21 protein-coding genes are annotated in these 22,285 nt (G+C 67.0%); 10 read left to right on the plus strand and 11 right to left on the minus strand.

The annotated features are described in order from the left end of the window. Positions 1 to 61: 61 nt before the first annotated feature. A complete protein-coding gene (locus tag ABQ137_RS13025) occupies positions 62 to 1,255 on the minus strand; it encodes a sensor histidine kinase (protein ID WP_104607840.1) in 1,194 nt (397 codons plus the stop codon). After that, positions 1,252 to 1,941, minus strand: a complete 690-nt coding sequence (locus ABQ137_RS13030) for a response regulator (protein WP_349782761.1) — start codon at positions 1,939 to 1,941, stop codon at positions 1,252 to 1,254. The genes ABQ137_RS13025 and ABQ137_RS13030 overlap by 4 nt, the downstream gene beginning before the upstream one ends. A 106-nt stretch (positions 1,942 to 2,047) precedes the next feature. Between ABQ137_RS13030 and ABQ137_RS13035 the strand changes: the two genes are divergently transcribed. From ABQ137_RS13035 to ABQ137_RS13060, 6 genes are all read left to right on the plus strand, one after another. Next, positions 2,048 to 3,502, plus strand: a complete 1,455-nt coding sequence (locus ABQ137_RS13035) for an efflux transporter outer membrane subunit (protein WP_503021215.1) — start codon at positions 2,048 to 2,050, stop codon at positions 3,500 to 3,502. A gap of 36 nt (positions 3,503 to 3,538) precedes the next feature. Continuing rightward, positions 3,539 to 4,357 (plus strand): MipA/OmpV family protein, encoded by an 819-nt coding sequence (locus tag ABQ137_RS13040; RefSeq protein WP_308409875.1) that lies wholly within the window; start codon positions 3,539 to 3,541, stop codon positions 4,355 to 4,357. 28 nt (positions 4,358 to 4,385) lie between these two features. Further along, positions 4,386 to 5,486 (plus strand): efflux RND transporter periplasmic adaptor subunit, encoded by a 1,101-nt coding sequence (locus tag ABQ137_RS13045; RefSeq protein ID WP_349782765.1) that lies wholly within the window; start codon positions 4,386 to 4,388, stop codon positions 5,484 to 5,486. Further along, on the plus strand, positions 5,483 to 8,554 hold the full coding sequence (locus ABQ137_RS13050) for an efflux RND transporter permease subunit (RefSeq protein ID WP_349782767.1): 3,072 nt from the start codon (positions 5,483 to 5,485) through the stop codon (positions 8,552 to 8,554). The genes ABQ137_RS13045 and ABQ137_RS13050 overlap by 4 nt, the downstream gene beginning before the upstream one ends. Positions 8,555 to 8,750: 196 nt before the next feature. Beyond that, on the plus strand, positions 8,751 to 9,347 hold the full coding sequence (locus ABQ137_RS13055; RefSeq protein WP_184518536.1) for a plasmid pRiA4b ORF-3 family protein: 597 nt from the start codon (positions 8,751 to 8,753) through the stop codon (positions 9,345 to 9,347). A gap of 197 nt (positions 9,348 to 9,544) precedes the next feature. Beyond that, positions 9,545 to 11,377 (plus strand): ABC transporter ATP-binding protein, encoded by a 1,833-nt coding sequence (locus ABQ137_RS13060; RefSeq protein WP_184518539.1) that lies wholly within the window; start codon positions 9,545 to 9,547, stop codon positions 11,375 to 11,377. Positions 11,378 to 11,525: 148 nt separating this feature from the next. Here the strand turns inward: ABQ137_RS13060 and ABQ137_RS13065 are convergent, their stop codons facing one another. Continuing rightward, entirely contained in the window at positions 11,526 to 13,331 is a 1,806-nt protein-coding gene (locus ABQ137_RS13065; protein ID WP_046346002.1) for a DUF885 domain-containing protein, read from the minus strand. A gap of 97 nt (positions 13,332 to 13,428) precedes the next feature. Here ABQ137_RS13065 and ABQ137_RS13070 point away from each other — a divergent pair, with 97 nt between their 5' ends. Both ABQ137_RS13070 and ABQ137_RS13075 read left to right on the plus strand, forming a co-directional pair. After that, positions 13,429 to 13,785, plus strand: coding sequence for a GFA family protein (locus ABQ137_RS13070; protein ID WP_184518541.1), 357 nt, complete (start codon positions 13,429 to 13,431; stop codon positions 13,783 to 13,785). Then, positions 13,782 to 14,591, plus strand: coding sequence for a DUF4349 domain-containing protein (locus ABQ137_RS13075; RefSeq protein ID WP_349782771.1), 810 nt, complete (start codon positions 13,782 to 13,784; stop codon positions 14,589 to 14,591). The genes ABQ137_RS13070 and ABQ137_RS13075 overlap by 4 nt, the downstream gene beginning before the upstream one ends. A gap of 206 nt (positions 14,592 to 14,797) precedes the next feature. Here the strand turns inward: ABQ137_RS13075 and ABQ137_RS13080 are convergent, their stop codons facing one another. The 3 genes from ABQ137_RS13080 to ABQ137_RS13090 form a co-directional block, all read right to left on the minus strand. Then, entirely contained in the window at positions 14,798 to 15,091 is a 294-nt protein-coding gene (locus ABQ137_RS13080; RefSeq protein WP_046964921.1) for a hypothetical protein, read from the minus strand. Between the two features lie 81 nt (positions 15,092 to 15,172). Beyond that, the gene (locus tag ABQ137_RS13085) at positions 15,173 to 16,606 is read right to left on the minus strand and encodes a DUF2867 domain-containing protein (protein WP_184518545.1); all 1,434 of its coding nucleotides are present in this window, start codon (positions 16,604 to 16,606) and stop codon (positions 15,173 to 15,175) included. A 30-nt stretch (positions 16,607 to 16,636) separates the two neighbouring features. Continuing rightward, positions 16,637 to 16,951 (minus strand): metalloregulator ArsR/SmtB family transcription factor, encoded by a 315-nt coding sequence (locus ABQ137_RS13090; protein ID WP_024939743.1) that lies wholly within the window; start codon positions 16,949 to 16,951, stop codon positions 16,637 to 16,639. Between the two features lie 42 nt (positions 16,952 to 16,993). Between ABQ137_RS13090 and ABQ137_RS13095 the strand changes: the two genes are divergently transcribed. Next, entirely contained in the window at positions 16,994 to 17,149 is a 156-nt protein-coding gene (locus ABQ137_RS13095; RefSeq protein WP_349782774.1) for a hypothetical protein, read from the plus strand. 129 nt (positions 17,150 to 17,278) lie between these two features. Here the strand turns inward: ABQ137_RS13095 and ABQ137_RS13100 are convergent, their stop codons facing one another. Next, entirely contained in the window at positions 17,279 to 18,214 is a 936-nt protein-coding gene (locus tag ABQ137_RS13100) for a LysR substrate-binding domain-containing protein (RefSeq protein WP_039522288.1), read from the minus strand. A 170-nt stretch (positions 18,215 to 18,384) separates the two neighbouring features. On the opposite strand from ABQ137_RS13100, the gene ABQ137_RS13105 reads away from it, so the two are divergent. Next, positions 18,385 to 19,272 carry a DMT family transporter gene (locus ABQ137_RS13105; RefSeq protein ID WP_349782776.1) on the plus strand — a complete coding sequence of 296 codons (888 nt, stop codon included), beginning with the start codon at positions 18,385 to 18,387 and terminating at the stop codon, positions 19,270 to 19,272. Positions 19,273 to 19,323: 51 nt separating this feature from the next. On the opposite strand, the gene ABQ137_RS13110 is transcribed toward ABQ137_RS13105, so the two are convergent. From ABQ137_RS13110 to trxA, 4 genes are all read right to left on the minus strand, one after another. Then, complete coding sequence (locus ABQ137_RS13110; protein WP_039523066.1) at positions 19,324 to 20,229, minus strand: peptidylprolyl isomerase; 906 nt, start codon at positions 20,227 to 20,229, stop codon at positions 19,324 to 19,326. Positions 20,230 to 20,380: 151 nt separating this feature from the next. Next, positions 20,381 to 20,623 carry a DUF378 domain-containing protein gene (locus ABQ137_RS13115; RefSeq protein WP_065032494.1) on the minus strand — a complete coding sequence of 81 codons (243 nt, stop codon included), beginning with the start codon at positions 20,621 to 20,623 and terminating at the stop codon, positions 20,381 to 20,383. Between the two features lie 170 nt (positions 20,624 to 20,793). Further along, on the minus strand, positions 20,794 to 21,243 hold the full coding sequence (locus tag ABQ137_RS13120) for a DUF4442 domain-containing protein (RefSeq protein ID WP_349782779.1): 450 nt from the start codon (positions 21,241 to 21,243) through the stop codon (positions 20,794 to 20,796). A 116-nt stretch (positions 21,244 to 21,359) separates the two neighbouring features. Beyond that, entirely contained in the window at positions 21,360 to 22,217 is an 858-nt protein-coding gene (trxA, locus tag ABQ137_RS13125; RefSeq protein ID WP_039522282.1) for a thioredoxin, read from the minus strand. Positions 22,218 to 22,285: the final 68 nt, after the last annotated feature.

Consider the following 22,285-nt stretch of genomic DNA (forward strand, 5'->3'; position numbering starts at 1 on the left):
GCTCGCAGCGGCCTGGCATGCCAGGCAGCCGCAAGCGCGGCGGCGCAACTGCGCGAACGCCTCAGCGCGACAACGGCAGTTGCACGCTGGCCAACAACCCGCCGCCGGCGCGATTGCCCAGGATCAAGCGGCCATCGTGCGCCTGGCAGATGGCCGAGGCGATTGCCAGGCCCAGGCCGCTGCCACCGGAATGCCGCGCGCGTGAACTGTCCGCGCGCCAGAAGCGGTCCAGCAGGTGCGGCAGCTGCGCAGGCTCCACGCCGGGGCCGCGGTCGCCGAGCGTGACCAGCACATGCGCACCATCGCGGCGCAACTCGATATCCAGCACCTTGCCTGCGGCGGCGTAGCGCAGTGCGTTGTCGATCAGGATGGAAAACACCTGGCCCAGGCGATGGCGGTCGGCGCAGACGCGTAGCCCGGAAGGTGCCGGCGCGGTGACCGTCGTCTGCAACGCGCGGATTGTCGGGCCTGCCCATTCCACCCGCTCGGCAATCAGCTCATGCAGATCGAAACTGTCCGGCTCCAGCACCAGCTGGCCGGCACGCGCCAGCGACACCAGATGCAGGTCGCCGATCAGCCGGTTGATCTGTTCCAGCTGGCGATGGACCAGGCGCAGCTGCTCGGGATCGCGCGGGAAGACCTCGTCCAGCATGCCCTGTACGCGGCCCATCGCTGCGTTGAGCGGGGTGCGCAGTTCGTGTGCCAGCATTGCGCTGGACTCGCGCAGTTCGCGTTCGTACTGCTGCAGTTTGCCGCCCATGGCGTTGAAGTCGTCCGCCAGCGCCGTGAGCTCGTCCGGTGCGCCTGCCACCACCTGCGCGCGTGCGCCGAAGTCGCCATCGCTGACCCGATGCGCGGCCCTGGCCACCTGGGAAAATTGCCGCGACAACGGACGCGATGCAAGCAGCCCGCAGACCAGGATCACCGGGATGGAGAGGGCGACCATGGCCCCCAGCGTCCACCAGTCAGGGTTGGCCAGCCCGGGCAGAAAATTTTCCACATCGTAGTACTGCTGCAGCAGTTGCCACAGGCGTGCCTCGTTGGCGACCGGCTGTTCGCGCAGTTGTTCGATTTCGGTGCGGGCCGCCGCCGGCAGCTTGCCCAGGATCAGGCTGTCGCGCAGGTTGAAATAGCACCACATGCCGAAGGCGATCACCACCACGGTCACCACCGCCAGTGCGCTCATCCGCACGCCCACCCACATCCACAGCGGCGCTTGCCGGCGCCAGGCGTTGAAGCGCCGCAGGGCATTCATTGGAAGCGGTATCCCACCGCGCGCACGGTGACCAGCACGCCGGTGATGCCGTGCACCTCCAGCTTGCGGCGCAGGTTGTGGATGTGCGAATCCACCACCCGTTCCAGTGCATCGCTGTCGGGCAGGCAGGCATCGAGCAGTTCGCTGCGGGTGAATGCCTTGAACGGCGTCTTGAGCAGGATGGCGAGCAGGTTGAATTCGGTCAAGGTCAGGTCCAGTGCCAGCTGAGTCCCGGCCGGGTCGTGCACGGTGGCCACCACTGCGGCCAGGTCCACACTCAGGCGGCCATGCCGCAGCGGCTCGCCCGGCGCACGCACCGCCACGCTTCGGCGCAGCACTGCATGGACGCGCGCCAGCACTTCCTTGGGGCTGTACGGCTTGACCACGTAATCGTCGGCCCCATAGCGCAGTGCGCCCAGCTTCTCCGGCTCGTCGCCGATGGCGGTGACCATGATGACCGGCGTATCGCTGGCGCGGCGGATCGCCGACAGCACTTCGATACCGCTGAGCCTGGGCAGCATCACGTCCAGCAGCACCAAATCCGGCGCCCATTGACGATGCAGGTGAATCGCCCGCTCGCCGTCTCCGGCGATGGCAACGTCGAAGCCGTCGCGACGCAGATAGGCGTCCAGGATGCTGGCGCTGTCTGCATCGTCTTCCACCAGCAGAACCTTTTTGCCTGTCATGGCGTGTTGCCCTGTCGTCTCGATCAAATCTGGATAATTCCCGAAAACAACCTGGACGCTGCAGGTCGAGGATGTCGGTCGAGATTGGCTCGTGTGCTCCGACATCATGATTCCACAAATGACCGCGCCTCGTTGTTTCCGCGCCCTGCGTAATGCGGCAATCGCCATGTTGCTGGGCAGCTGTTCATTGACGCCGACTTACCAGCGACCAGCGGTGGCCGTGCCGGGCACCTTCGGCAGCCAGCAGGCGGTGGCCGCTGGGGGACCGAGCGAGCCGGTGGGGATCGAGCTGAATCTGCAGGAACGCGCGTTTGTGCAGGCGTTTGCACCGGATCGCGATCTGCGGCCGTTGCTGCAACGCGCGCTTGCGCACAACAGCGACTTCCGTCGCGCCGCCTTGCAGGTGGAGCAGGCACGGGCGCAGTACCGCATCGAGCGCGCCGCGCGCGTGCCAAGCATCGGCGTGGGTGCACAACAGGTGCGGCAGCGCTTCGACGATCCGGCCCTGAACGCGCGCTACGGGCAGGATCTGGTCGTTGCCAACGCCGGCATCGGCAATCTCGAGCTGGACTTCTTCGGCAAGCTGCAGGCCATGTCCGAGGCGGCGCGGCAGCGCTATCTGGCCAGCACCCATGGGCGCGATGCGGCCCGGGGCGCGCTGGTTGCCGAGGTGCTGCGCGCCTACACCACCGAACGCGCAAGCAGCCAGGCGCTGCAGCAGCTGCAAGCAGCCGATGCCGACAGTGCTGCGCTGCTGGCCATCGCACAGCGGCAGTACCGGATTGGGCTGATCGCGCGCGACCAGCGCGATGGCCAGCAGCATCAGGCCGATCAGGCCCATGCCGCGGCCTTGCAGGGCGCCGACGATCACGCTGCGGCATTGCGCGCGCTGCAACTGCTGGTTGGCTACGACAGCTTGCCGGTGCCGGGCGACCTGCAGCGCATGATTGCCGCAGATACACCCAGCACGGCGTGGCGTGCGCTGGATTCCTCGTTGTTGCTGCAACGCCCGGACATCCAGCAGGCGGAGCTGGAACTGCGCGCGGCAAACGCCGACATCGGCGCCGCACGCGCCGCGTTCTTTCCATCGATCACCCTGAGCAGCAGCGTGGGCACCGCCAGCGATGGCTTGAACGGGCTGTTTTCCGCCGGCCACGGCATGTGGAGCTTCAGCCCGCAATTGAACCTGCCGTTGTTCGACGGCGGCCGCAACCGCGCCAATCTTGCCCTGGCGCAGCTGCGCCAGCGCGCCGATGTCGCGGCCTACGAACAGGCGATCCAGTCCGCCTTCCGCGAGGTCGCCGATGCGCTCGACGCGCACGCCACCCTGGCCGACTCCGAACCGCGTGCACGTGCGCAGGCCGAGCGTGAGCAATCGCGCATGACACGGCTCAGCAGGCGCGTGGACGCAGGCCTGGAAGATCGCACCACGCTGCTGACCGAGCGCCTGCGCGCCACGCAGGTGCAACTGGATTACCTGACCACCGCACGCCAACGCCTGTTGAGCCGGATTGCCATGTTTCAGGCGTTCTACGGCGTTTGCCTGCCATCCCTTTCTTGATCGCTGACGGAGATTTTCATGGCCATCCTGTTTTCCATGCAGCTGCCTCGTGACACCACACTGCGTGCCTGGCCGTTCGTTGCCAGCCTGCTGCTGCCATGCCTTGCGCATGCGCAGACCGATCTGACCGGCAGCTCGCGGCTGTTGGGCGACCACACCGATCTCACCGTGGGCGCGGCAGCGGTTGCGGCACCGCGGTATGCCGGCGCCGAGCGCGCGCGCGTGCAGGCCAACCCGGTGCTGGTGGTCCAGCGCGGCATGCTGTTCTTTGACACCGCGCGTGGCGCGGGTCTGCAGTTCCAGAGCGATTCCGGCTTCTATCTGTCGCAGTCGCTGTATTACGACCTGGGCCGCCTGCAACGCGACAGCGACTGGCGTCCGGGTTCGCGCGTGCTGGCCGGCATGGGCGATGTACCGGGGTCGGTCACCGCACGCACACTGGTGATGCAGCGGATCACGCCGTACATGAACGTCAACGCGGAAGCCGAATTCGCGCTCAAACAGGACGCGCGGCGCAACCGCTATCGCGCCGGCGTGGAGTTCACCCTGCTGCATGGCGCCAGCGACACGGTGACGCTGGATCTGGATGTGCATGCCGGCGATCGTCGCTTCAATCAGGCCTATTTTGGGGTCACCGACACGCAGGCGGCGCGGACGCGCTGGCAGGCCTTCCATACCGGTTCCGGCGTGTATGCCGCCGCGGTGGGCAGCAGCTGGACGCATGCGCTGGGCGATCACTGGGCCACCACCGTGAGCGTGACCGGCACCCGCTATGCGGACAACGCCACGGACAGCCCGCTGGTTGCACGCCGCAGTTTTGTCGGCGGCACGGTTGCAGTGACCTACAGCCGCTGAGCGGCACATGGCAGGGGATAGCGTGATGATGGATGTTCTTCGCACCATGGTGTGTTGCGGTCTGTTGCTGGTGCTGGCCGGCTGCAGCCGGCCGGATGCGCCGGCGGCCGAGACCCCGCGGGCGGTCAAGCTGGAGCGCTTCGGCTCCGGCCGCGATGGGTGGCTGCAGGTGCCGGCAATGGCGCGTCAGCAACAACGGGCCGAGTTGGCGTTCGAGAGCGGCGGACGCATCGCCGCCGTGCTGGTGGATGTGGGCGACCGCGTACAGAAAGGGCAGGTGCTGGCACGCTTGGATGCCGAGCCGCTGCAATTGCGCCAGCAGCAGGCCGACGCCAACCTGCGCGCGGCGATGGCGCAGTCCGGCGAGCGGCAGCTGCAACTGCGCCAGCAGCACGCCATGTTCGACGATGGCGCCAGCTCCGCGGCGACGCTGACCGCCGCCCGCGCGGCGGCGGATGCGGCAACCGCGCAACTGCAGGTGGCAAAGGCCGACCTGGCGCTGGCACGGCGTGCATCGCGTCTTGGCGAGCTGCGCGCACCCTTCGATGGCGCCGTGGTCGCACGCCTGCAGCAACCGCAGGCCGATGTGGGGGCGGGGCAGGGAGTGTTGCAGCTGGAAGGGCAGGCGCATCTGCAACTGCTCGCCAATCTGCCGCCTGTTGCTGCCGCAGGGCTGACGCCTGGGCAGACCGTGCAGGCCACGCTGGCCGACGAGCCTGCGGTGCCGCTGACGTTACGCCTGCGCAGCCTGTCCAGCCGACTGGATAACGGTGCCACTGCGCTGGCGATTCTGGAGGTGGTGCGCGCGCCACACGCGTTGCGCAGTGGCGACAGTGTGCTGCTGCGGTTGCCCGCGCAGGCTGCGAGCACGCCCAGTGTGCCGCTGTCTGCGGTACTGCCCAGGCTCAATCGCCAACGGGCCAGCGTGTTCGTGTATCAGCCGGCACAGCGGATCGTGCGCGAGCGCGCAGTCGAGCTCGGGTCGATCGTCGGCGGCCGCATCCAGGTCCGGCGTGGGCTGCAGGCCGGCGATCAGGTGGTCAGCGCAGGCGTGGGCTTCTTGATCGATGGCCAGCCGGTGGCGCCGTTGCAGATGCAGACGCAGCTGAGCGGAGGGCAGGCGCCATGATGCTGACCCGGATGGCGATGAGGTCGAGCCGGCTGACCTTGTTCGCGGCAGTGATGATCCTGCTCGGCGGCATCGTGGCGTTCGTCGGTTTTCCCTCGCAGGAAGAACCCTCGGTCACCGTGCGCGACACCATTGTGTCGGTGGCGTTTCCGGGCATGCCCAGCGAGCAGGTGGAAACCCTGTTGGCGCGCCCCCTCGAGGAGCGCCTGCGCGAACTGGCCGGCATCAAGCGCATCGTGAGCACGGTGCGGCCAGGCAGCGCGATCGTGCAGCTGACCGCCTACGACGATGTGCAGGATCTGCCGGCGTTGTGGCAGCGCGTGCGCGCCAAGGTCGCCGAGGCGGGTGCGCAACTGCCTGCGGGCACGCAAGGGCCGTTGGTCGACGATGACTTCGGACGGGTGTCGGTGGCCTCGATCGCAGTCACCGCACCGGGCTATTCGATGAGCGAGATGCGTGGGCCGCTGCGGCGCCTGCGCGAGCAGCTGTATACCCTGCCGGGCGTGGAGCAGGTGGCGTTGTACGGGCTGCAGGACGAGCGCGTGTATGTGGCGTTCGATCGCGCGCGGCTGCTGGCGACCGGACTGAGCCCTGCCAGCATAATGGCGCAGTTGCGCTCGCAGAATGTGGTGGCCTCCGGCGGGCTGGCGACGGTGTCCGGGCTGGCGATGACGGTTGCGACTTCCGGGGAGATACGCTCGCCTGCCCAGTTGCGGGACCTGTTGCTGACCTTGCCGACACCCAATGCCAATGGCGTGCGCGAAGTGGCGTTGGGCGAGCTGGCGCAGGTACAGGTGATGCCTGCCGATCCGCCGGAAAGCGCTGCGGTCTACCAGGGCCAGCCGGCGGTGGTGGTGTCGGTCTCGATGAGGCCCGGCAGCAATATCGCCGACTTCGGCAAAACGCTGCGCGCCAAGCTGGACCAGACCGCGCAGGAATTGCCCGCAGGTTTTGCGCAGCACGTGGTCACCTTCCAGGCCGACGTGGTCGAGCGCGAGATGGGCAAGATGCACCACGTCATGGGCGAGACCATCGTCATCGTCATGGCGGTGGTGATGCTGTTCCTGGGCTGGCGCACCGGCCTGATCGTCGGCGCGATCGTGCCGTTGACCATCTTCGCCTCGCTGATCGTCATGCGCGTGCTGAGCGTGGAGCTGCAGACGGTGTCGATCGCGGCGATCATCCTGGCGCTCGGCCTGCTGGTGGACAACGGCATTGTCATTGCCGAAGACATCGAACGCCGCCTGGTTGCCGGAGAACAGCGCCGTCAGGCCTGCATCGACGCCGGCCGCTCCCTGGCCACCCCGTTGCTGACCTCATCGTTGGTGATCGTGCTGGCGTTCTCGCCGTTCTTCTTCGGCCAGACCAGCACCAACGAATATCTGCGCTCGCTGGCTACCGTGCTCGGGGTGACCTTGCTGGGCTCGTGGCTGCTCAGCATCACGGTGACGCCGCTGTTGTGCATGTATTTCGCCAAGGCACATGTCGCACACGGCAGCGAACAGGAGCCGTCGCGCTTTTATCGTGGCTACCGCCGCCTCATCGAGCGCGTGCTGATGCACAAGGCGCTGTTTATCGCCGGCATGGTGGCGATGCTGGCGGTGGCGGTCGCGGTGCTGGTATCGATTCCCTACGATTTTCTGCCCAAGTCCGATCGTCTGCAGTTCCAGATGCCGGTGACCTTGCAGGCAGGCAGCGATACGCGCGAAACCCTGCGCACGGTGCGTGCGCTGAGCCGCTGGTTGGCCGATCGGCGCGCCAACCCGGAGGTGGTGGACAGCATCGGCTATGTCGCCGATGGCGGCCCGCGCATCGTGCTGGGCCTCAATCCCCCGCTGCCGGCGGCCAACATGGCGTACTTCACCGTGAGCGTGCGCCCGGGCACCGATCTCGATGCAGTGATAGCGCGGGCACGTGCGCATGTCCGCAGCCACTTCCCCACCGTGCGCGCCGAGCCGAAGCGGTTTTCACTGGGCGCGACCGAAGCCGGGATGGCGGTGTATCGCGTGGTCGGCCCCGACGAGACAGTACTGCGCAGCAGCGCCGCTGCGATTGCAAAGGCGCTGCGCGCGTTGCCGGGCACCGTGGATGTGCAGGACGACTGGCAGGCGCGCATTCCGCGCTACGTGGTGCAGGTGGACCAGCTCAGGGCGCGGCGTGCCGGGGTGAGCAGCGAGGACATTGCGCAGGCGCTACAGGCGCGCTACAGCGGCGTGGATGCCTCGTTGATGCGCGACGATGGCAGCTCGGTGGCCGTGGTGTGGCGTGGCAGTGCGCAGGAACGCGCCGCCGACGGCACACCTGGCGACACCCTGGTGTACCCGCAAGCCGGCGGTGCGCCAGTGCCGCTGGCGGCGGTCGCCACGGTGCTGCACGACAGCGAGCCGTCGGCGATCCAGCGGCGCAACCTGAGCCGTGCGATCACCGTGACCGCACGCAACCCGCAGTTGACCGCGACCGAGATCGTCGAGCGCCTGTCGGTGCCGATGGCCGCGCTCAAGCTGCCACCCGGTTATCGGCTGGAGATCGGTGGCGAGCTCGAGGATTCTGCCGAGGCCAACCAGGCCCTGCTCCAATACATGCCGCACGCACTGGGCGCGATCCTGCTGCTGTTCGTGTGGCAGTTCAACTCGTTCCGCAAGCTGCTGATCGTGCTGTCGGCAGTCCCGTTCGTGCTGATCGGTGCGGCACTGGCCCTGGTGATCACCGGCTATCCGTTCGGTTTCATGGCGACCTTCGGCTTGCTGGCGCTGGCCGGCATCATCGTCAACAACGCGGTGCTGCTGCTGGAACGCATCGAAGCCGAGCTTGCCGATGGCCTGCCACGCCGCGAGGCGGTGATCGCCGCAGCGGTCAAGCGGCTGCGCCCGATCGTGATGACCAAGCTCACCTGCATCGTCGGCTTGATTCCGCTGATGCTGTTTGCCGGGCCGCTGTGGACCGGAATGGCCATCACCATGATCGGAGGCCTGGCGCTGGGCACGCTGGTGACGCTGGGCTTGATCCCGATCCTGTATGACCTGTTGTTCGGCCTGCGCCTGCCGGCGCGTGCAGCGGTTGTGGCGTAAATCCGGGCGGGCGAGGGCGGCGGCGGAATGATGCTGGCGTGACGGTGGGCGGCATCGTCGATGCGTGATCGCGCGACATGCCGCATATCGCACACCGCACACCGCACACCGCATGGCGCAGCGCTGACGGAGCTGGGCCATGCAGGCGCGGGCCGCTGCCGCCATACTGGCCACTGAGAGACACGACCAAGACCCGATGACCAAGGCCAAGAAGAAAGCTGCACAGCAGGTGGTACCCGCGCCTGCGCCGGTATATCAGCTGCATGTTTCGCTGGTGGATAGCGCACCGTTGATCTGGCGCCGCGTGCTGGTGGCCGGATCGCTGCGCCTGGCCACGCTGCATCGTGTGTTGCAACCGGTGATGGGCTGGAGCGGCGCGCATCCGTACGAATTCGACCTGGGCGGCGGCCGCTACGGCGAGTCCGGGCTGGATGTGCCGGAGCGGCCACGGCTCAAGCATGCTGCCCGGGTCAGCATCGAAAGCGCGGTGGGCGAGCTGGAGCGGTTCGACTACTTCTACGGTGCCGGCGCGGGTTGGCAGCACCGCGTCCAGGTCGAGGCGATCCTGCCGCCGGACGCGAGCCTGCGCGCGGCCCGTTGCGTGGACGGCGCCAATGCCTGCCCGCCGGAGAGCAGCGAAGGAATCGACAGCTACCAGGCCTTGCTGCGGATCATCGCCGACCCGGAGCATGCGCAACATGTGCAGGAGCTGGCCACCCTGGCCGGGCGCTTCGATCCGGGCCATTTCGATCTGGCCGAGGTCAACCGCCTGCTCGCACGTGTCCGCGAGTGAGCGCGACCGACGCCGCATGACCTGCAGTGACGCCCAGGCCATGCATGGCTTGGGCAAGCGAAATCGATCCGGTTGACTGTTACGCGCATCGCAGCCTGCCGTGCAGGTGATGCTGCAGGAGCTCGACGCCAGCGCCACTGCAGCTTGACGCGCGATCAGCTAGCCTGATCTCCCGGTTTTTCCCGAAAGTGTCTGCGATGTTCCGCTGGTTCGAATCCCTGATCGATGTCTTCCCGCCGATCGAGCGGGAAATGCCGCCGCGTAGCGTGTGGCGGTTCTATCTGCATTATCTGCGGCCGTTGTGGCCGATCCTGTTGGCCACGCTGATCGCCGGGCTGCTGCTGGCCCTGGTGGAAGTGGCGATGTTCGACTTCCTCGGGCGCATCGTCGACATGCTGGCCGAGCGGCCGGGAGCGGACTTCTTCCGCCGGCATGCCGGCGAATTGCTCTGGATGGCGGCGATCACACTGGTGGCGCGCCCGCTGTTCACCGGGCTGCACAATCTGCTGGTCAACCAGGCGATCGTGCCGGGCCTGAGCAACCGCTCGCGCTGGCTGATGCACAACTACGTGGTACGGCAGAGCCTGGGCTTCTTCAACAATGATTTCGCCGGCCGCATCGCCAACCGGGTGATGCAGACCGGGACCTCGCTGCGCGAATCGGCAGTGCAGATGGTCGATGCGCTCTGGTACATCGTGGTCTATACCGGCAGCGCGCTGTGGCTGTTTGCGCAGGCCGACCCATGGCTGATGCTGCCGCTGCTGATCTGGCTGGTGGTGTATGTCGCGCTGATGGCGTTCTTCGTGCCGCGCATGAAGGCGCGCGCGTGGATCGCGTCGGATGCACGCTCCAAGGCCACCGGGCGCATCGTCGACGGCTACACCAATATCTCCACGCTCAAGCTGTTCGCCCATGCCGGCCGCGAACAGGCCTATGTGCGCGATGCGATCGACGAGCTGGCGGTGAAGCATCGCGGGCAGACGCGCGTGACCACCACGATGGATACCGCCATTGCGGTGGCCAACGGCTTCCTGATCGTGGGCACCTGCGGGCTGGCGTTGTGGCTGTGGAGCTGCGGCCAGATCAGCGTGGGCGCGATCACGCTGGCCACCGGCCTGGTGATCCGCATCCACAACATGTCCGGCTGGATCATGTGGACGGTCAACGGCATCTTCGAAGACATCGGCAGCGTGCAGGACGGCATGCAGACCATCTCGCAGCCGGTGCTGGTGCAGGACGCGCCCGACGCCGTGCCGCTGCAGGTGACGCACGGCCAGGTGCAGTTCGAGCACATCCATTTCCATTACGGCAAGCGCGGCGGGGTGATCGCCGGGCTGGACCTGCAGGTGCGTGCCGGCGAGAAGATCGGCCTGGTCGGGCCGTCGGGCGCGGGCAAGTCGACCCTGGTCAACGTGCTGCTGCGGCTGTACGACCTGGAGCAGGGGCGCATCCTCATCGACGGGCAGGACATCGCCCAGGTCACCCAGGAAAGCCTGCGCGGGCAGATCGGCCTGGTCACCCAGGACACTTCGCTCCTGCATCGTTCGATCCGCGACAACCTGCTGTATGGCAGGCCGCAGGCCAGCGACGCGCAGATGCTGGAAGCGGTACGCAAGGCGCGCGCGGAAGGCTTCATCGACACGCTGGTCGATGGCGAAGGCCGGCGCGGATTCGATGCCTATGTGGGCGAACGCGGGGTCAAGCTGTCGGGCGGTCAGCGGCAGCGCATCGCCATTGCGCGCGTGCTGCTGAAGGATGCGCCGATCCTGATCCTGGACGAGGCCACCTCGGCGCTGGATTCGGAAGTGGAAGCGGCGATCCAGGACAGCCTGGACGCGTTGATGGGTAACAAGACCGTCATTGCGATTGCGCACCGCCTCTCCACCATCGCGCGCATGGACCGGCTGGTGGTGATGGATGCCGGACGCATCGTCGAGACCGGCGCGCATGCGCAACTGATCGCGCAGGGCGGCCTGTATGCACGCCTGTGGGCGCGGCAGACCGGCGGATTTGTTGCGGCGGATGGGTGAGGCGAACGATGCTTGAGTGCTCGATGCGAGCGGTCGCAGGCGGGCGTAGTAACTTCGAGATCTAGCCCCTCTCCCGCATGCGGGAGAGGGGGGCGAATCCGCAGGAGCTTTGCAGGAGCTTCTCTTGCGCGTGCGCGAGACGGATCAATCACTCGATCGGCTGGTCCAGCATCAACTCGCGTGCAAAGCGCACCGGTGGGGCGCCGTAGGACAGCATCTGGTCGTGGTACGCCTTCAGGTTGAAGTCCTTGCCCAGCTTGTCCTGCACCGCCTTGCGCGTGTCCAGATGTTCCTGCACGCCGACGAAGTAGGTCGGCAGCTGCGCGGACGACAGCTGCGCACGCACCCACTTGCCCGCCGCTTCGCTTTCCTGCTGGAAGGTGTCGTGGGTCATCAGGTGCATCGCCTTGTCGCGTTCCCAGCCATCCACATGTACGCCCTGATCGAGGATGGCGTTGGCGATGGTGCGCAGGTAGAACTTGAGCTGCACCAGATGGAACAGCGGGTCGTTATCCAGATAGCCCTGTTCCTGCATCATGCGTTCGGTGTAGACCGCCCAGCCTTCGGCGAACATGCCCGAGCGCAGCACCGCGCGCAGCGTGGAGGGGAACTTGGCCGAATGCCAGCCTTCCAGGTAATGGCCCGGGGTGCCTTCGTGAATGCTGAGCAGGTGGATCATGCGGCTGTTGTACTCGCGCAGGAACGAATCGACCTGCTTGTCGTTCCAGTCGTCGGGAATCGGCGAGACCGCATAGAAGGTCTTGAGATTCTTGTCGAGCGGGCCGGGCGAATCGCAGTACGCCACCGCCACGCCGCGCTGGAACTCCGGCATCAGGATGATGTCCACCGGCGAATCGGGCAGCGTCATCAGATCCTTCTGGCGTACGAACTCGGTGGACTGCGCCAGTGCGGCCTTGGCATCGTCCACCACCTTGTCGCGTGCCGGCTTGTCGGCATAGGCCAGTTCCAGCGCCGCCTCGATCGCGGCCTGCTGCTGGTCGTCGTTGGGCGTCTCGGGCAGTTTGGGTGCACCGGGCTTGTCCTTGAGCACCGTGCGGGCAATGCCGTACATCTCGCTGCGGACGCGCTTGAGCTCGGACTCGGCGCGCTGCTTGATCTCGGCGCGCGACAACGACGACAGCAGCGCGAATTTCAGTTTCTGGTCGTAGATCTGCGCACCGACGCGGAAATCGCCCTTGGCATTGGGCACCAGCACGGTATCCAGCCAGGTCTGCTGCTCGGCCACGGCCTTGCGCAGATCGTCGATGGCGGCCTGCGCGCGGGCCGCTTCGATCGGGCCGAGCTGGCCGATATTGGGCGCGATGAAGGTATCGACGATGCTGAGGATGCCCTTGTTCTGCTTGGCCACCGTTTCGGCATGGATCTTCGGCACGCGGGCCGGGTCCAGGTTTTCGCGTGCCTGCGCAAAGATGCCGGGAATCTTCTCCATGCGCTGCGTGGCGGAGCTCAGGCGCTCGGACAGCGGCGCGAAGTCGCGCGCCATCAGGCCATACAGCGCGCTGCCGGCCAGGCCGTTGTAGACCTGCGGGTCCCAGGCCCAGCTCTGCAGCACCTCGGTGTTCCAGATTTCCGATTGCAGCTGGTTGCGCAAAATGGCCGCATCGACCTGGTTCTCGCGCGACAGCTTGGCCACCTCGATGGCATCCAGCTCACTCAATAGCTTCTTGCCGGCCTCCAGGCTGCGCTGGCGCCCGGCGCTGCTCAGATCGTCGATCTGCGTGTCGAAGCGGTGATCGCCGGTCTGGGTGGCGGTGACCGGCGACAGCTGCATCCAGGTGTCGAGCGCGCGCTTGGACAGCGCTGCAAAGCGCGCATCCGGCGTCTGCGCAGCCTGCGTCGCGGCATCGGGGGTGCCGGCGCGCGGCGATTCGGGCTGCTGCTGGCAGGCGCTCAGGCCGGCGAGCAGGGCGAGGACAAGCAGACGTTGACGCATGGTGGATTCCAATGGAAGCAATCCGCCAGCATAGGCATGTGCGCGCTTGTCCGCATCCGCCATTGGTTTAGAGTGGCCGCTTTCAAGGAGGATCACCATGCACGACGCCCACAGCTGTCATTGCGGACGCATCGCGTTCGACCCGGACACCGATGCGCCGAACCCCGAGGCGTGCGAGCGCACGTGTGCGTCATGCCGTCGCCGTGGTGGCCTGCTGCGGCCCGGCATGCGCGCGCCATTGCGCCTGCAGGCGGCGCCCGAGATGCCGGGAATCCATCGCTTCAACCGGCAGCATGCCAATCACCACCACTTCCCGCAGCGCGGCAGTGCGCGCTTCAGCACGGGCGTGCGTTGCAGGGCCGGCAAGGCCAGTGTGGCGGTCAAGCTGCGCGGTGTGTCCGCGCCGGGTCTGGCCGTGCAGAGCATGCACGTGGCCGATGGAGCCAGCCGATGAGGCGCCGGATGCAGTGGTACGCGGTCGGCTTGTTGCTGGGCTGGGCGCTGAGCGGATGTGCCAGGCCGTCGGGCGAGATGGCGGCAGACGGCGGCGCGCCGGCGCCGGCACCGGCACCGCCCGCCGCGCAAGGCAATGCGCTGGCGTATGAGCACGATGTACGCATCGAACTGCCGGCCGATCAGATCGATCAACGCATCGCAGCAGTACGCACCGCCTGCCAGTCGGCGCAGTTCGGCGACTGCGCGCTGCTGGCGGTGGAACAAGCCGGTGGGCGCGACCCCAGCGGCAGCGTCAGCGTGCGGTTAGCTCCGGACGGCATCGAGCCGATGGTGCAACTCGCCGGCCAGCATGGCGATGTCGCCGCGCGCAGCACGCGTGCCGAGGATCTGGCGCAGCAGATCGCCGATACCGGGCTGGCACAGGCGCGCCTGCAGAAAGAACATGCGCGCCTGCTCGAACTGCAGCAGCGCCGCGACTTGGCCGTGACCGATCTGCTGGCCCTGTCCAAGCGGCTTGCCGAGATCGAGGCCGAAGCGCAGCAGACCCAGCAGGACGCCGCCCAGCAGCAACGGCGCGTGCGCACGCAGTTGCTGACGCTCAATTTCCGCGGCACCGGTGGCGAGCAGGGCAGGGGCGAGATTGCCGAGGCGGCAGCCGAGTTCGGCCAGGTCTTCGCATCCAGCGTGGCCTTCGTGATCCGTGCAGTGGCGGCGTTGCTGCCGGTGCTGGTGCTGGGGGGGATCGTCGCCTGGCTGCTGCTGCAGGCATGGCGCTGGCGTGCGCGGCGACGCCGGATGTCCTGATCCACTGCGTAGCTGGTCGGCGATGCCGCATTAGCTGCGCATGTTTTTAGGAAGGGCGATTACTTCACGCAGCTACTCGACGCGTTGCGCGGTAGCACGTCGATCCTGATTGCGCTGCTTGCACGCGATCGCGGTACAGCACGTGGTGTGCAACATCTCCAGACACCGACTGCGCGCAAGTGCAGCGCAGTCGGTACGCAGCCGGCTCAGCCTTCGTCGAATTCGTACTCGACAAACACGTCCAGCTGCAGGGCCAGTTCCTGCACGGCGTCGCGCACCTTCTGCGCAGTGGCTTCATTGCCTGCTTCCACTTCGAACTCGTGGCTGCCCGGACCTTCATCGTCGGACAGGCCGGCCGAGCTGGAATCGTCGTCATCCAGGTGCGGCATCAGGTCGTCGACTTCTTCCACGTGTTCGATGCCTTCGATGCTCTGCAGCAGGTTGGCGATGGCACGCGCGTCGTCGTCGGTGCCGGTGATACGCATGCGAAGAGTCGGCATGGGAAAGCTTCCTTGGATTGGGGACCCAAAGACTAGGCAGCCGTCAGGCAAGATCGGGTGATGGCCGCGTGCGCTGGCCGCTCACGGGCGCCGCGCGGTTGCCTGTGCTGCGGTGGTCTCCAGTACCGGCACCAGCAGGGCCTGGGCGGCAGTGCGCAGTAGCGCCGGTGCGATGTAGCGATGGTGCACGCCGTCCACCAGGGCCATGTAAACGCGGCCAAACCTGTTGCGGCAGACCACGCGCGTCTCCAGGCTGAGCTCCACGCTGCCATCCTCCAGCACTTCCACGCCCACGCTGCTGCGGAAGACCAGGTGGCGGTCGTCGGCGCCCAGCAATACCTGCACGCGTCGATCCAGTGGCGCGTTGTCTTGCGCAAGTACCGGGAATCGCCCTGCGAACAGGCAGTCGCGCTGTGCCGACAGCAACGAAGACACCGGGCAGCCCAGCGGAGAAGTTCGCAACTGCAGCGGCGCCACCAGCGCATTGCGCAGCCGCATCAACCAGGTCACGCCGCGCGGCGCGCGCTCGGTGAACCCCTCCAGCAGCAACGCCATCAAAGTGTGCGCACCGCGTTGACGCAACTCATGCGGCTGCAGGCGCAGACGTACGCTGTCCTGATGATCGAAGCCCTGCAGGTGCCGGGTCAGTAGCGAGCCGGGCTTGGGCTCGGCATGCACGCTGACCTGCGCCAGCTGCGGTGCCATTGCAACGAACCCCACCGGTCGACGCAGCCGGCTCACTGCCTGGCGCAGCCTGCCGCTGAGCGCGCGCAGCCGGCCGCACCATGCAGACCTGCTGCTGCCTGGCGATGCGGCCAACGACAGGCGTACGGTGGGGATCTGCAGCGCGCGTGCCTGCGCCGAGGCCAGTAGCCCGATCACCGCCTCCGGCAGCGTTTCGGTGAGCGTGGCGATATCGGCGGTGCCGGACAGCACGCGTGCGCGCACCGCATCGCTCAACGCGCCGCCGGCCTCGTCGCTGTGGCAGGACAGTGCGAAAAATGCCGGGTGTGCGGCTTGCGCTTTGAGCGGTGCGAACTGATGCCAGGTGCCGCCGCCAAAGCGCACGGTGAATAGGCAGTCGGCCGGTAGATCGATATGCCGCAACGCCGCCAGAAAGTGCTGTGGATCCTGTTCGATCTGCTCCATCGAGGCGGTGCAGAAGCGCAGTTGCGCGCCGCTGCTGCCGGTGATGGCGGTGAACATGCGATGGCCGGCGTGGCGATGGAACGGGTGGCCGTTGGCGCCCACCGCAAACGAGAACAGGGCAGTCGATTCGCCGTGCGCAAAGTCGGTGCCGGCCAGGCGTGCCGATGGCTCGTCCAGCGCATCGTGAAAACTGGGATGCGCGCGCTGGCGGCGGCAGGCCTGTTCGATCAACGGGTTGCCTGCGCCCACGCCCAGCTGTGCGATCAGCGTGACCTCCACTGGCAGACCGCCGCTGTAGGACTCCAGACGGACCGACGGAAAACCTGCCTGTGCATTGGCAGGGCGTTGCTGGGGCGTGCTGAACATCGGCAGGAGTCCTTTGCGGCCGGAGGAGGGTCAGGAGGTCTTCTTGGTTAAGGCGCGCGCCTTGCGCTTGAGCGGCGCCGAGGCCGGGCAGACTTCGAAGGCAAAGCTGCTGAGCGTGTTGACCATGTTGTCCGGGGTGAGCCGGTAGACCACGAACTGGCCGCGCCGTTCGCTGGATACCAGCCCGGCGCTTTCCAGCACCGACAGATGCCGCGAGATGGCTGGCGCGCTCATTTCGAACAACTGCCCGATCTGGCCGGCGGTGAGTTCCTGGTCTGCCAGGCACGCCAGCATCTTGCGACGGGGCTGGGAGGCAAGGGCTTCGAAGATGCGGTCGATGGACATAAGGAATTAGGCAATTAACGAATTAGCTAATTAATTGATTTTATGGCGACCGATGTCAAGCGTCTTTTCGGCGCGGCACTGCCCGGCGGTGGTCGGGCGCGGCTGGCGGCTGTCGCCGACGTTGCCGTGATGGGGGATGCCCAGATTTCTGGCGCGCGGGATCTGCCCGCGGGGCAGGTCGCAGCCGATCGGTGCTGAAGGTTTTTGCGGTTGGCGGCCTGCAGCCCAGGCATGCCAGATCAGTCCGGCAGCACCGGCTCAGGCACCGCGCTCAAGTCCTCCAGGCAGGGCCCGGCATGCAAGGTTGCAGTGATGCAAGCAGCCACCTCAGGCCGCAGGCAGTGCCAGCAGCTCTGCCGGCAAGGCAGGCATCGGGGTGCGCTCGTCCAGCGCCTCGCGCTTGAGCCAATCGATAAACGCCATTGCCGCAGGGCCGGGGACGCGGTGACTGGGGTGCACGATGTAGTAGGCGTAGCGTGCCTTGAGGGTGGGGCCGGGCAGGCGCACCAGCTCGTAACGCTGCAGATACGGTTGGGCGATGTGCTTGCGCGCCAGCACCGCGCCCAGGCCATAGACGGCCGCGCGCATTGCGTCGGTGCTGTCGTTGAAGGTATGCATTGGCGGCAGCGTGGTGCCGCGCACCTGGGCGGCACGGAACCAGTCGCGCCAGCCTTGCGGCGACATGTCGGTGAGCAGCGGCAATTGCGCGATCTGCGCCGGCGTGCGTAGCGCAGCGACCTCCGGCAGTGACGGCGAGGCCACCGGAAACAGTTCGTCGTCCATCAGATGATGCGAGGTCAACCCGGGCCAGGCACCCTGGCCATAGCGGATGCCGAGATCCGGGCCGCCTTCTTCGAAGCGCGAAAACGCCGCGTCCGATTGCAGATCCATGCGGATATGCGGATGCGCGCGACAGAAGCGCGGCAGCCGCGGCAACAGCCAGCAGTACGACAGCGAGCGCAAGGTGGTCACGCGCAGCGGGATGGCATCTTCGCGCGGATGCAGGTTGCCGGCCACCGAGGCGATCTCGGCCAATGCAGCGGTGGCGGCGTCGGCCAGCTGGCGGCCCTCGGCGGTGAGCTTGACCCCGCGCGGTAAGCGCTGGAACAGGGTCACGCCGAGCAGCGCTTCGAGCTTGCGCACATGGTGGCTGACCGCGCTGGCGGTCAGATGCAGTTCTTCGGCGGCATGCGCGAAGTTCTGGTGGCGCGCGGCGGCGGCGAACACGCCCAGCGCGGGCAGCAGGGTGGGGCGCAGGTTCATCGAGGCATGAGTGAGATTTGTGGCTCGCCTCGATACTACGCGCTTGTCGCGCCTGCGGTTGCAACCGATGCTGCAGTACCCCATCGCGATGATCGTGCCATGCCCGTCTGCTTGCCTGATGTTGTCTCTTGCGGTTTCAGCACATCACGGCAGCGTGCGCAGGTGCGGCCATGAGCGCGCAGCCGGCGACGCAGCCAGCGGTTGCGGCACGCGAATGGCGCACCACGCTGGAGTTGGGGTTTCTCGGCATCGTCTGGGGTTGCTCGTTCCTGTTCATGCGCGTGGCCGCACCCAGGTTCGGCACCGTGGCGCTGGTGGAAATCCGCCTGGCGCTCGGTGCATTGGTGCTGTTGCCGTTCCTGTGGCTGGCGCGCGAACGCTTCCCGCTGCGTCGCTGGCCGATGCTGGCGGCGATCGGCGTGCTCAACTCCGCGTTGCCGTTCCTGCTGTTCGCGTGGGGCGCGCAACACGCGCCGGCCGCGATCGGTGCGATCTGCAATGCGATGACGGTGCTGTTCACCGCATTGATCGCCTTCCTGTTCTTCGGCGAGAAGATCGGCACGCGTCGCGCGCTGGCCTTGTTGATCGGTTTCATCGGCGTGCTGGTGCTGGCCACCGGCAAGTCGGCCGGGTTGAGCGTGGGGCCGGCGGCGCTGGCGGGCGCCACCGCGTCGCTGCTGTACGGCATCGGCTACAACCTGGTGAAGCGCCACATGGGCGATTTGCCGCCGGCCGCATCGGCGGCGTCCACGCTGGGTTGCAGCGCGTTGCTGCTGGCACCGCTGGCCTGGTTGCAGTGGCCAACCACGCCGGTGCCGGCTGTCGCCTGGGCCTGCGCCACCGCGCTGGGCGTGGTGTGCACCGGGTTGGCGTTCCTGATGTATTACCGCCTGATCCAGCGCATCGGCCCGGCACGCGCCTCCACGGTGACCTATCTGGTGCCGGTGTTCGGCGCACTGCTGGCATGGTCGCTGCTGAGCGAGCCGCTGACCTGGACCATGCTGGTGGCCGCGGTGCTGATCCTGGGCAGCGTCGCCTTCAGCCAGCGCGCCCGCTAAGCCAGCGCGCCCGCTTTTACGAATCCCCAATCCCAAATCCCCAATTCCGAATTAGCCAGCCGGCGGCGTCCGCACCGGCAACGGCACGTTGCACAGATCGATATGCCCGGCCGGGCGCTTGTAGAAATCGTCCTTGCGATTGCGGCGCGCTTCGGCCACATCGCGGAAGGTCTGGCTGTCGGTGCGCAGTAACTGCAGTGGCGTGCGTTCGGGCATGGGCACCTCGCTGGCCAGGCGAATGGCGCGGATCGGCGAGCGCTGCGCGGGGTCTTCGTAGAAACCCATCGGGTCCGGTCCGCGCGGGATCACGCTGAGCAACTCCATGCCCTTGACCACGCGGCCGACCACGGTGATGTTGCGGTCGAGCTGGCGCGGCGATTGCCCGGTGACCACATACAGCTCGGCGCCGATGCTGCTGTCTTCGTCGTTGTTGCGGCCGGCGCCCAGGGTGCCGTAGCAATGCGCCAGCCAGGTCTTGCCGCTGGCACTGTCGCGCCCGACCGGGAAGCCGTCGACAAAGCCCACCTGCGCCGCCCAGCCATCGCTGTCGGGCAGGCGCTGGAAATCCAGGCCCTGCGACGGGCGTTCGAATTCGGCCGGCAGGTGCGTCTTCGCCGAGCCCAGCGACTTGGCCTTGGCCGGCGTCTCGCCATCCGGGTCGCCGAACTGCACCACGAAGTTGTCCTGCGAACGGTAGATGCTGAGCCCGTCCCAGAAGCGCTCGTGCGCCAGGGTGCGGATGTTGCCCACGTGCGCGGGCGCAAACTGCGGCGCCAGCTCGATGATCACCCGTCCGCCATCCAGCTCCAGGTATAGCGTGCGCTCGGGGTCGAGCACGCGCCAGGCGCTGGCCGGCGAGGCATCCAGGATCTGCTGCGGGCTGCGATAGGCCGCGTTGGCGGCAGCGGGTAACACCAGGGCAAGCAGGCAGGCGGAAGCAACAGTGCGCAGAAGCATGAAGGCAGCCAGCGGGAGGGATGCCCGATTCTTGCCGACCACGCGCCCGGACGCAAAGCGCCTGGACGCAACGTGCATAAACGCATAGCAGGACGCCGGCGGAATGCGCCGGCGTCGTGCTGTCACGCGCATGCCTGCTTCAGCTGTGCGCTTACGGGGTGTTGCGCACGTGCGGGCTGGTGTGGTGAACGTTGGCGCCATGGTCGTTACGGAACAGCGGGACCAGCTGCCACAACGCAGAGATGCCGACCAGCGTGTAGACCACACGCGACAGCAGGGCATCCTGGCCGCCGAACAGCGTGGCGACCAGATCGAACTGGAACAGACCGACCAGGCCCCAGTTCAAGCCGCCGACGATAAGAAGCACCAGGGTGATGACGTTGAGCGTTTTCATGAAGACAGTCCGTGTGGGTTGGAAGACCCCAGAGTCCGCATGCCGCGCGCAACACCTCGTGAGCGTGCGCGAGGGCATGACGGGCTTGCGCACGCCACGATCACGTCCAGCCGACGCGCATGAAACCGATGCAGTGTGTTGGCCATCAGCAGCGCGCCGACGGCGCAGTGTCAGCGTGCCGGTTTGCGCCTGACGTACAACTGCTTGCGCACCCGCGCCACCACCTCGCCCTGGCGGTTGTGCACCACGTTTTCGAACCAGCGCAGATGTTTTTCGCCATTGGCGGTGGCGGCGCGCAACTCGGCCAGCACGCTGTCGTCGATGACGAACTCCGCGCTCACCGTGCCGCGCCCGGGTTTGACGAACTCGATGCTGCCGGCCTTGTCCCACACGTAGTAGTCGCGCCCCAGGTTCTGCATGGTCAGCAGCATCCAGAACGGGTCGGTCATCGCGAACAGGCTGCCGCCGAAATGGGTGCCGACGTAATTGCGATTCCACGGCCGCTGGCGCAGCTCCACGCGTGCGTAGCGGTAATCGGCCGACAACTCGGTGACGTGGATGCCGGCGAACAGGTACGGCGGCCACAGGTTGATACCGAGCTTGAACAGTGAAGCACGCATGCGGCCAGGGTCCATGGCGGGGCGGGCCTGCAGCATACCATTCGCATGCGTATGGAACTTGCGGCGGTGACGGCAGCGCCCGGCCAGCAAACCGGGCGCCATGGTGCCGGCGGCGCTTAGAACACCAGCGACGACATCTTGCGGCGGTAGCGGCCTACCAGGTCTTCGTCCTCGATCACCCGGAACGCATCGATCAGGCTACGCCGCGGCAGGTTGTCGTCGAAGGCGCGGTCCTGCCGCAGCATTTCCAGGAACTGCTCCAGCGCGGCCTCGTCGTGGCCGTCGAGCAGGTGGCGCACGCCAAGCAGATGGCGTGCACGCAGGTCGGCGCCGTTGGCGGCAACGGCGGCCTGCAGCGCGTCGGCGTCAGGCGCATCCTTGAGCACATTGGCAAAGCTCAGCCGGGCCTTGGCGCGCACCGCACGGTCGTCGGTGGCCAGGTTGGCGGGCAGGGCGTCGATCAACTGCTCGGCCTCGGCGGTGTCGCCGGTCTTGAGCAGCGCCAGTGCCAGGTCCAGCTTGAGCTCGTCCTTGTCCGGCTCGGCGGCGATCGCCTCACGCAGCGCGGCGACCTGGTCCTGCGGCTCGAGCGGGGCCGGCGGCAGTGCTTCGGCGACCTGCGGCTCGGCCGGCAGCACGCCGTGCTGGGTCAGGAATTCGCGCACCTGGCCTTCCGGCATCGCGCCCGGGAAGCCGTCGACCAGCTCGCCGCCCTTGACCAGGAACACCGTCGGCACCGAGCGGATCTGGAACGCGGCGGCGATCTGCTGCTCCTTGTCCACATCGACCTTGGCCAGCTCGAAGGCACCGTTGTAGTCGGCGGCGAGCTTTTCCAGGATCGGCGTCAACGACTTGCAGGGGCCGCACCAGGTGGCCCAGAAGTCCACCAGCACCGGTGTCGTCAACGATTTCTGCAGGACCTCGGTCTCGAAGGTGTCGGTGGTGGCATCGAATACGTGCGGCTTGTCGGACATGGGCTTCCAGAAGTGATTGCGGCAACAGTGGGAGGTAATGGTGGCAAACCGGGCCGACACAAGGCTGG

Origin of the sequence: Xanthomonas sp. WHRI 8393 (assembly GCF_040203315.1) — a bacterium.
GTDB lineage: Bacteria > Pseudomonadota > Gammaproteobacteria > Xanthomonadales > Xanthomonadaceae > Xanthomonas > Xanthomonas arboricola.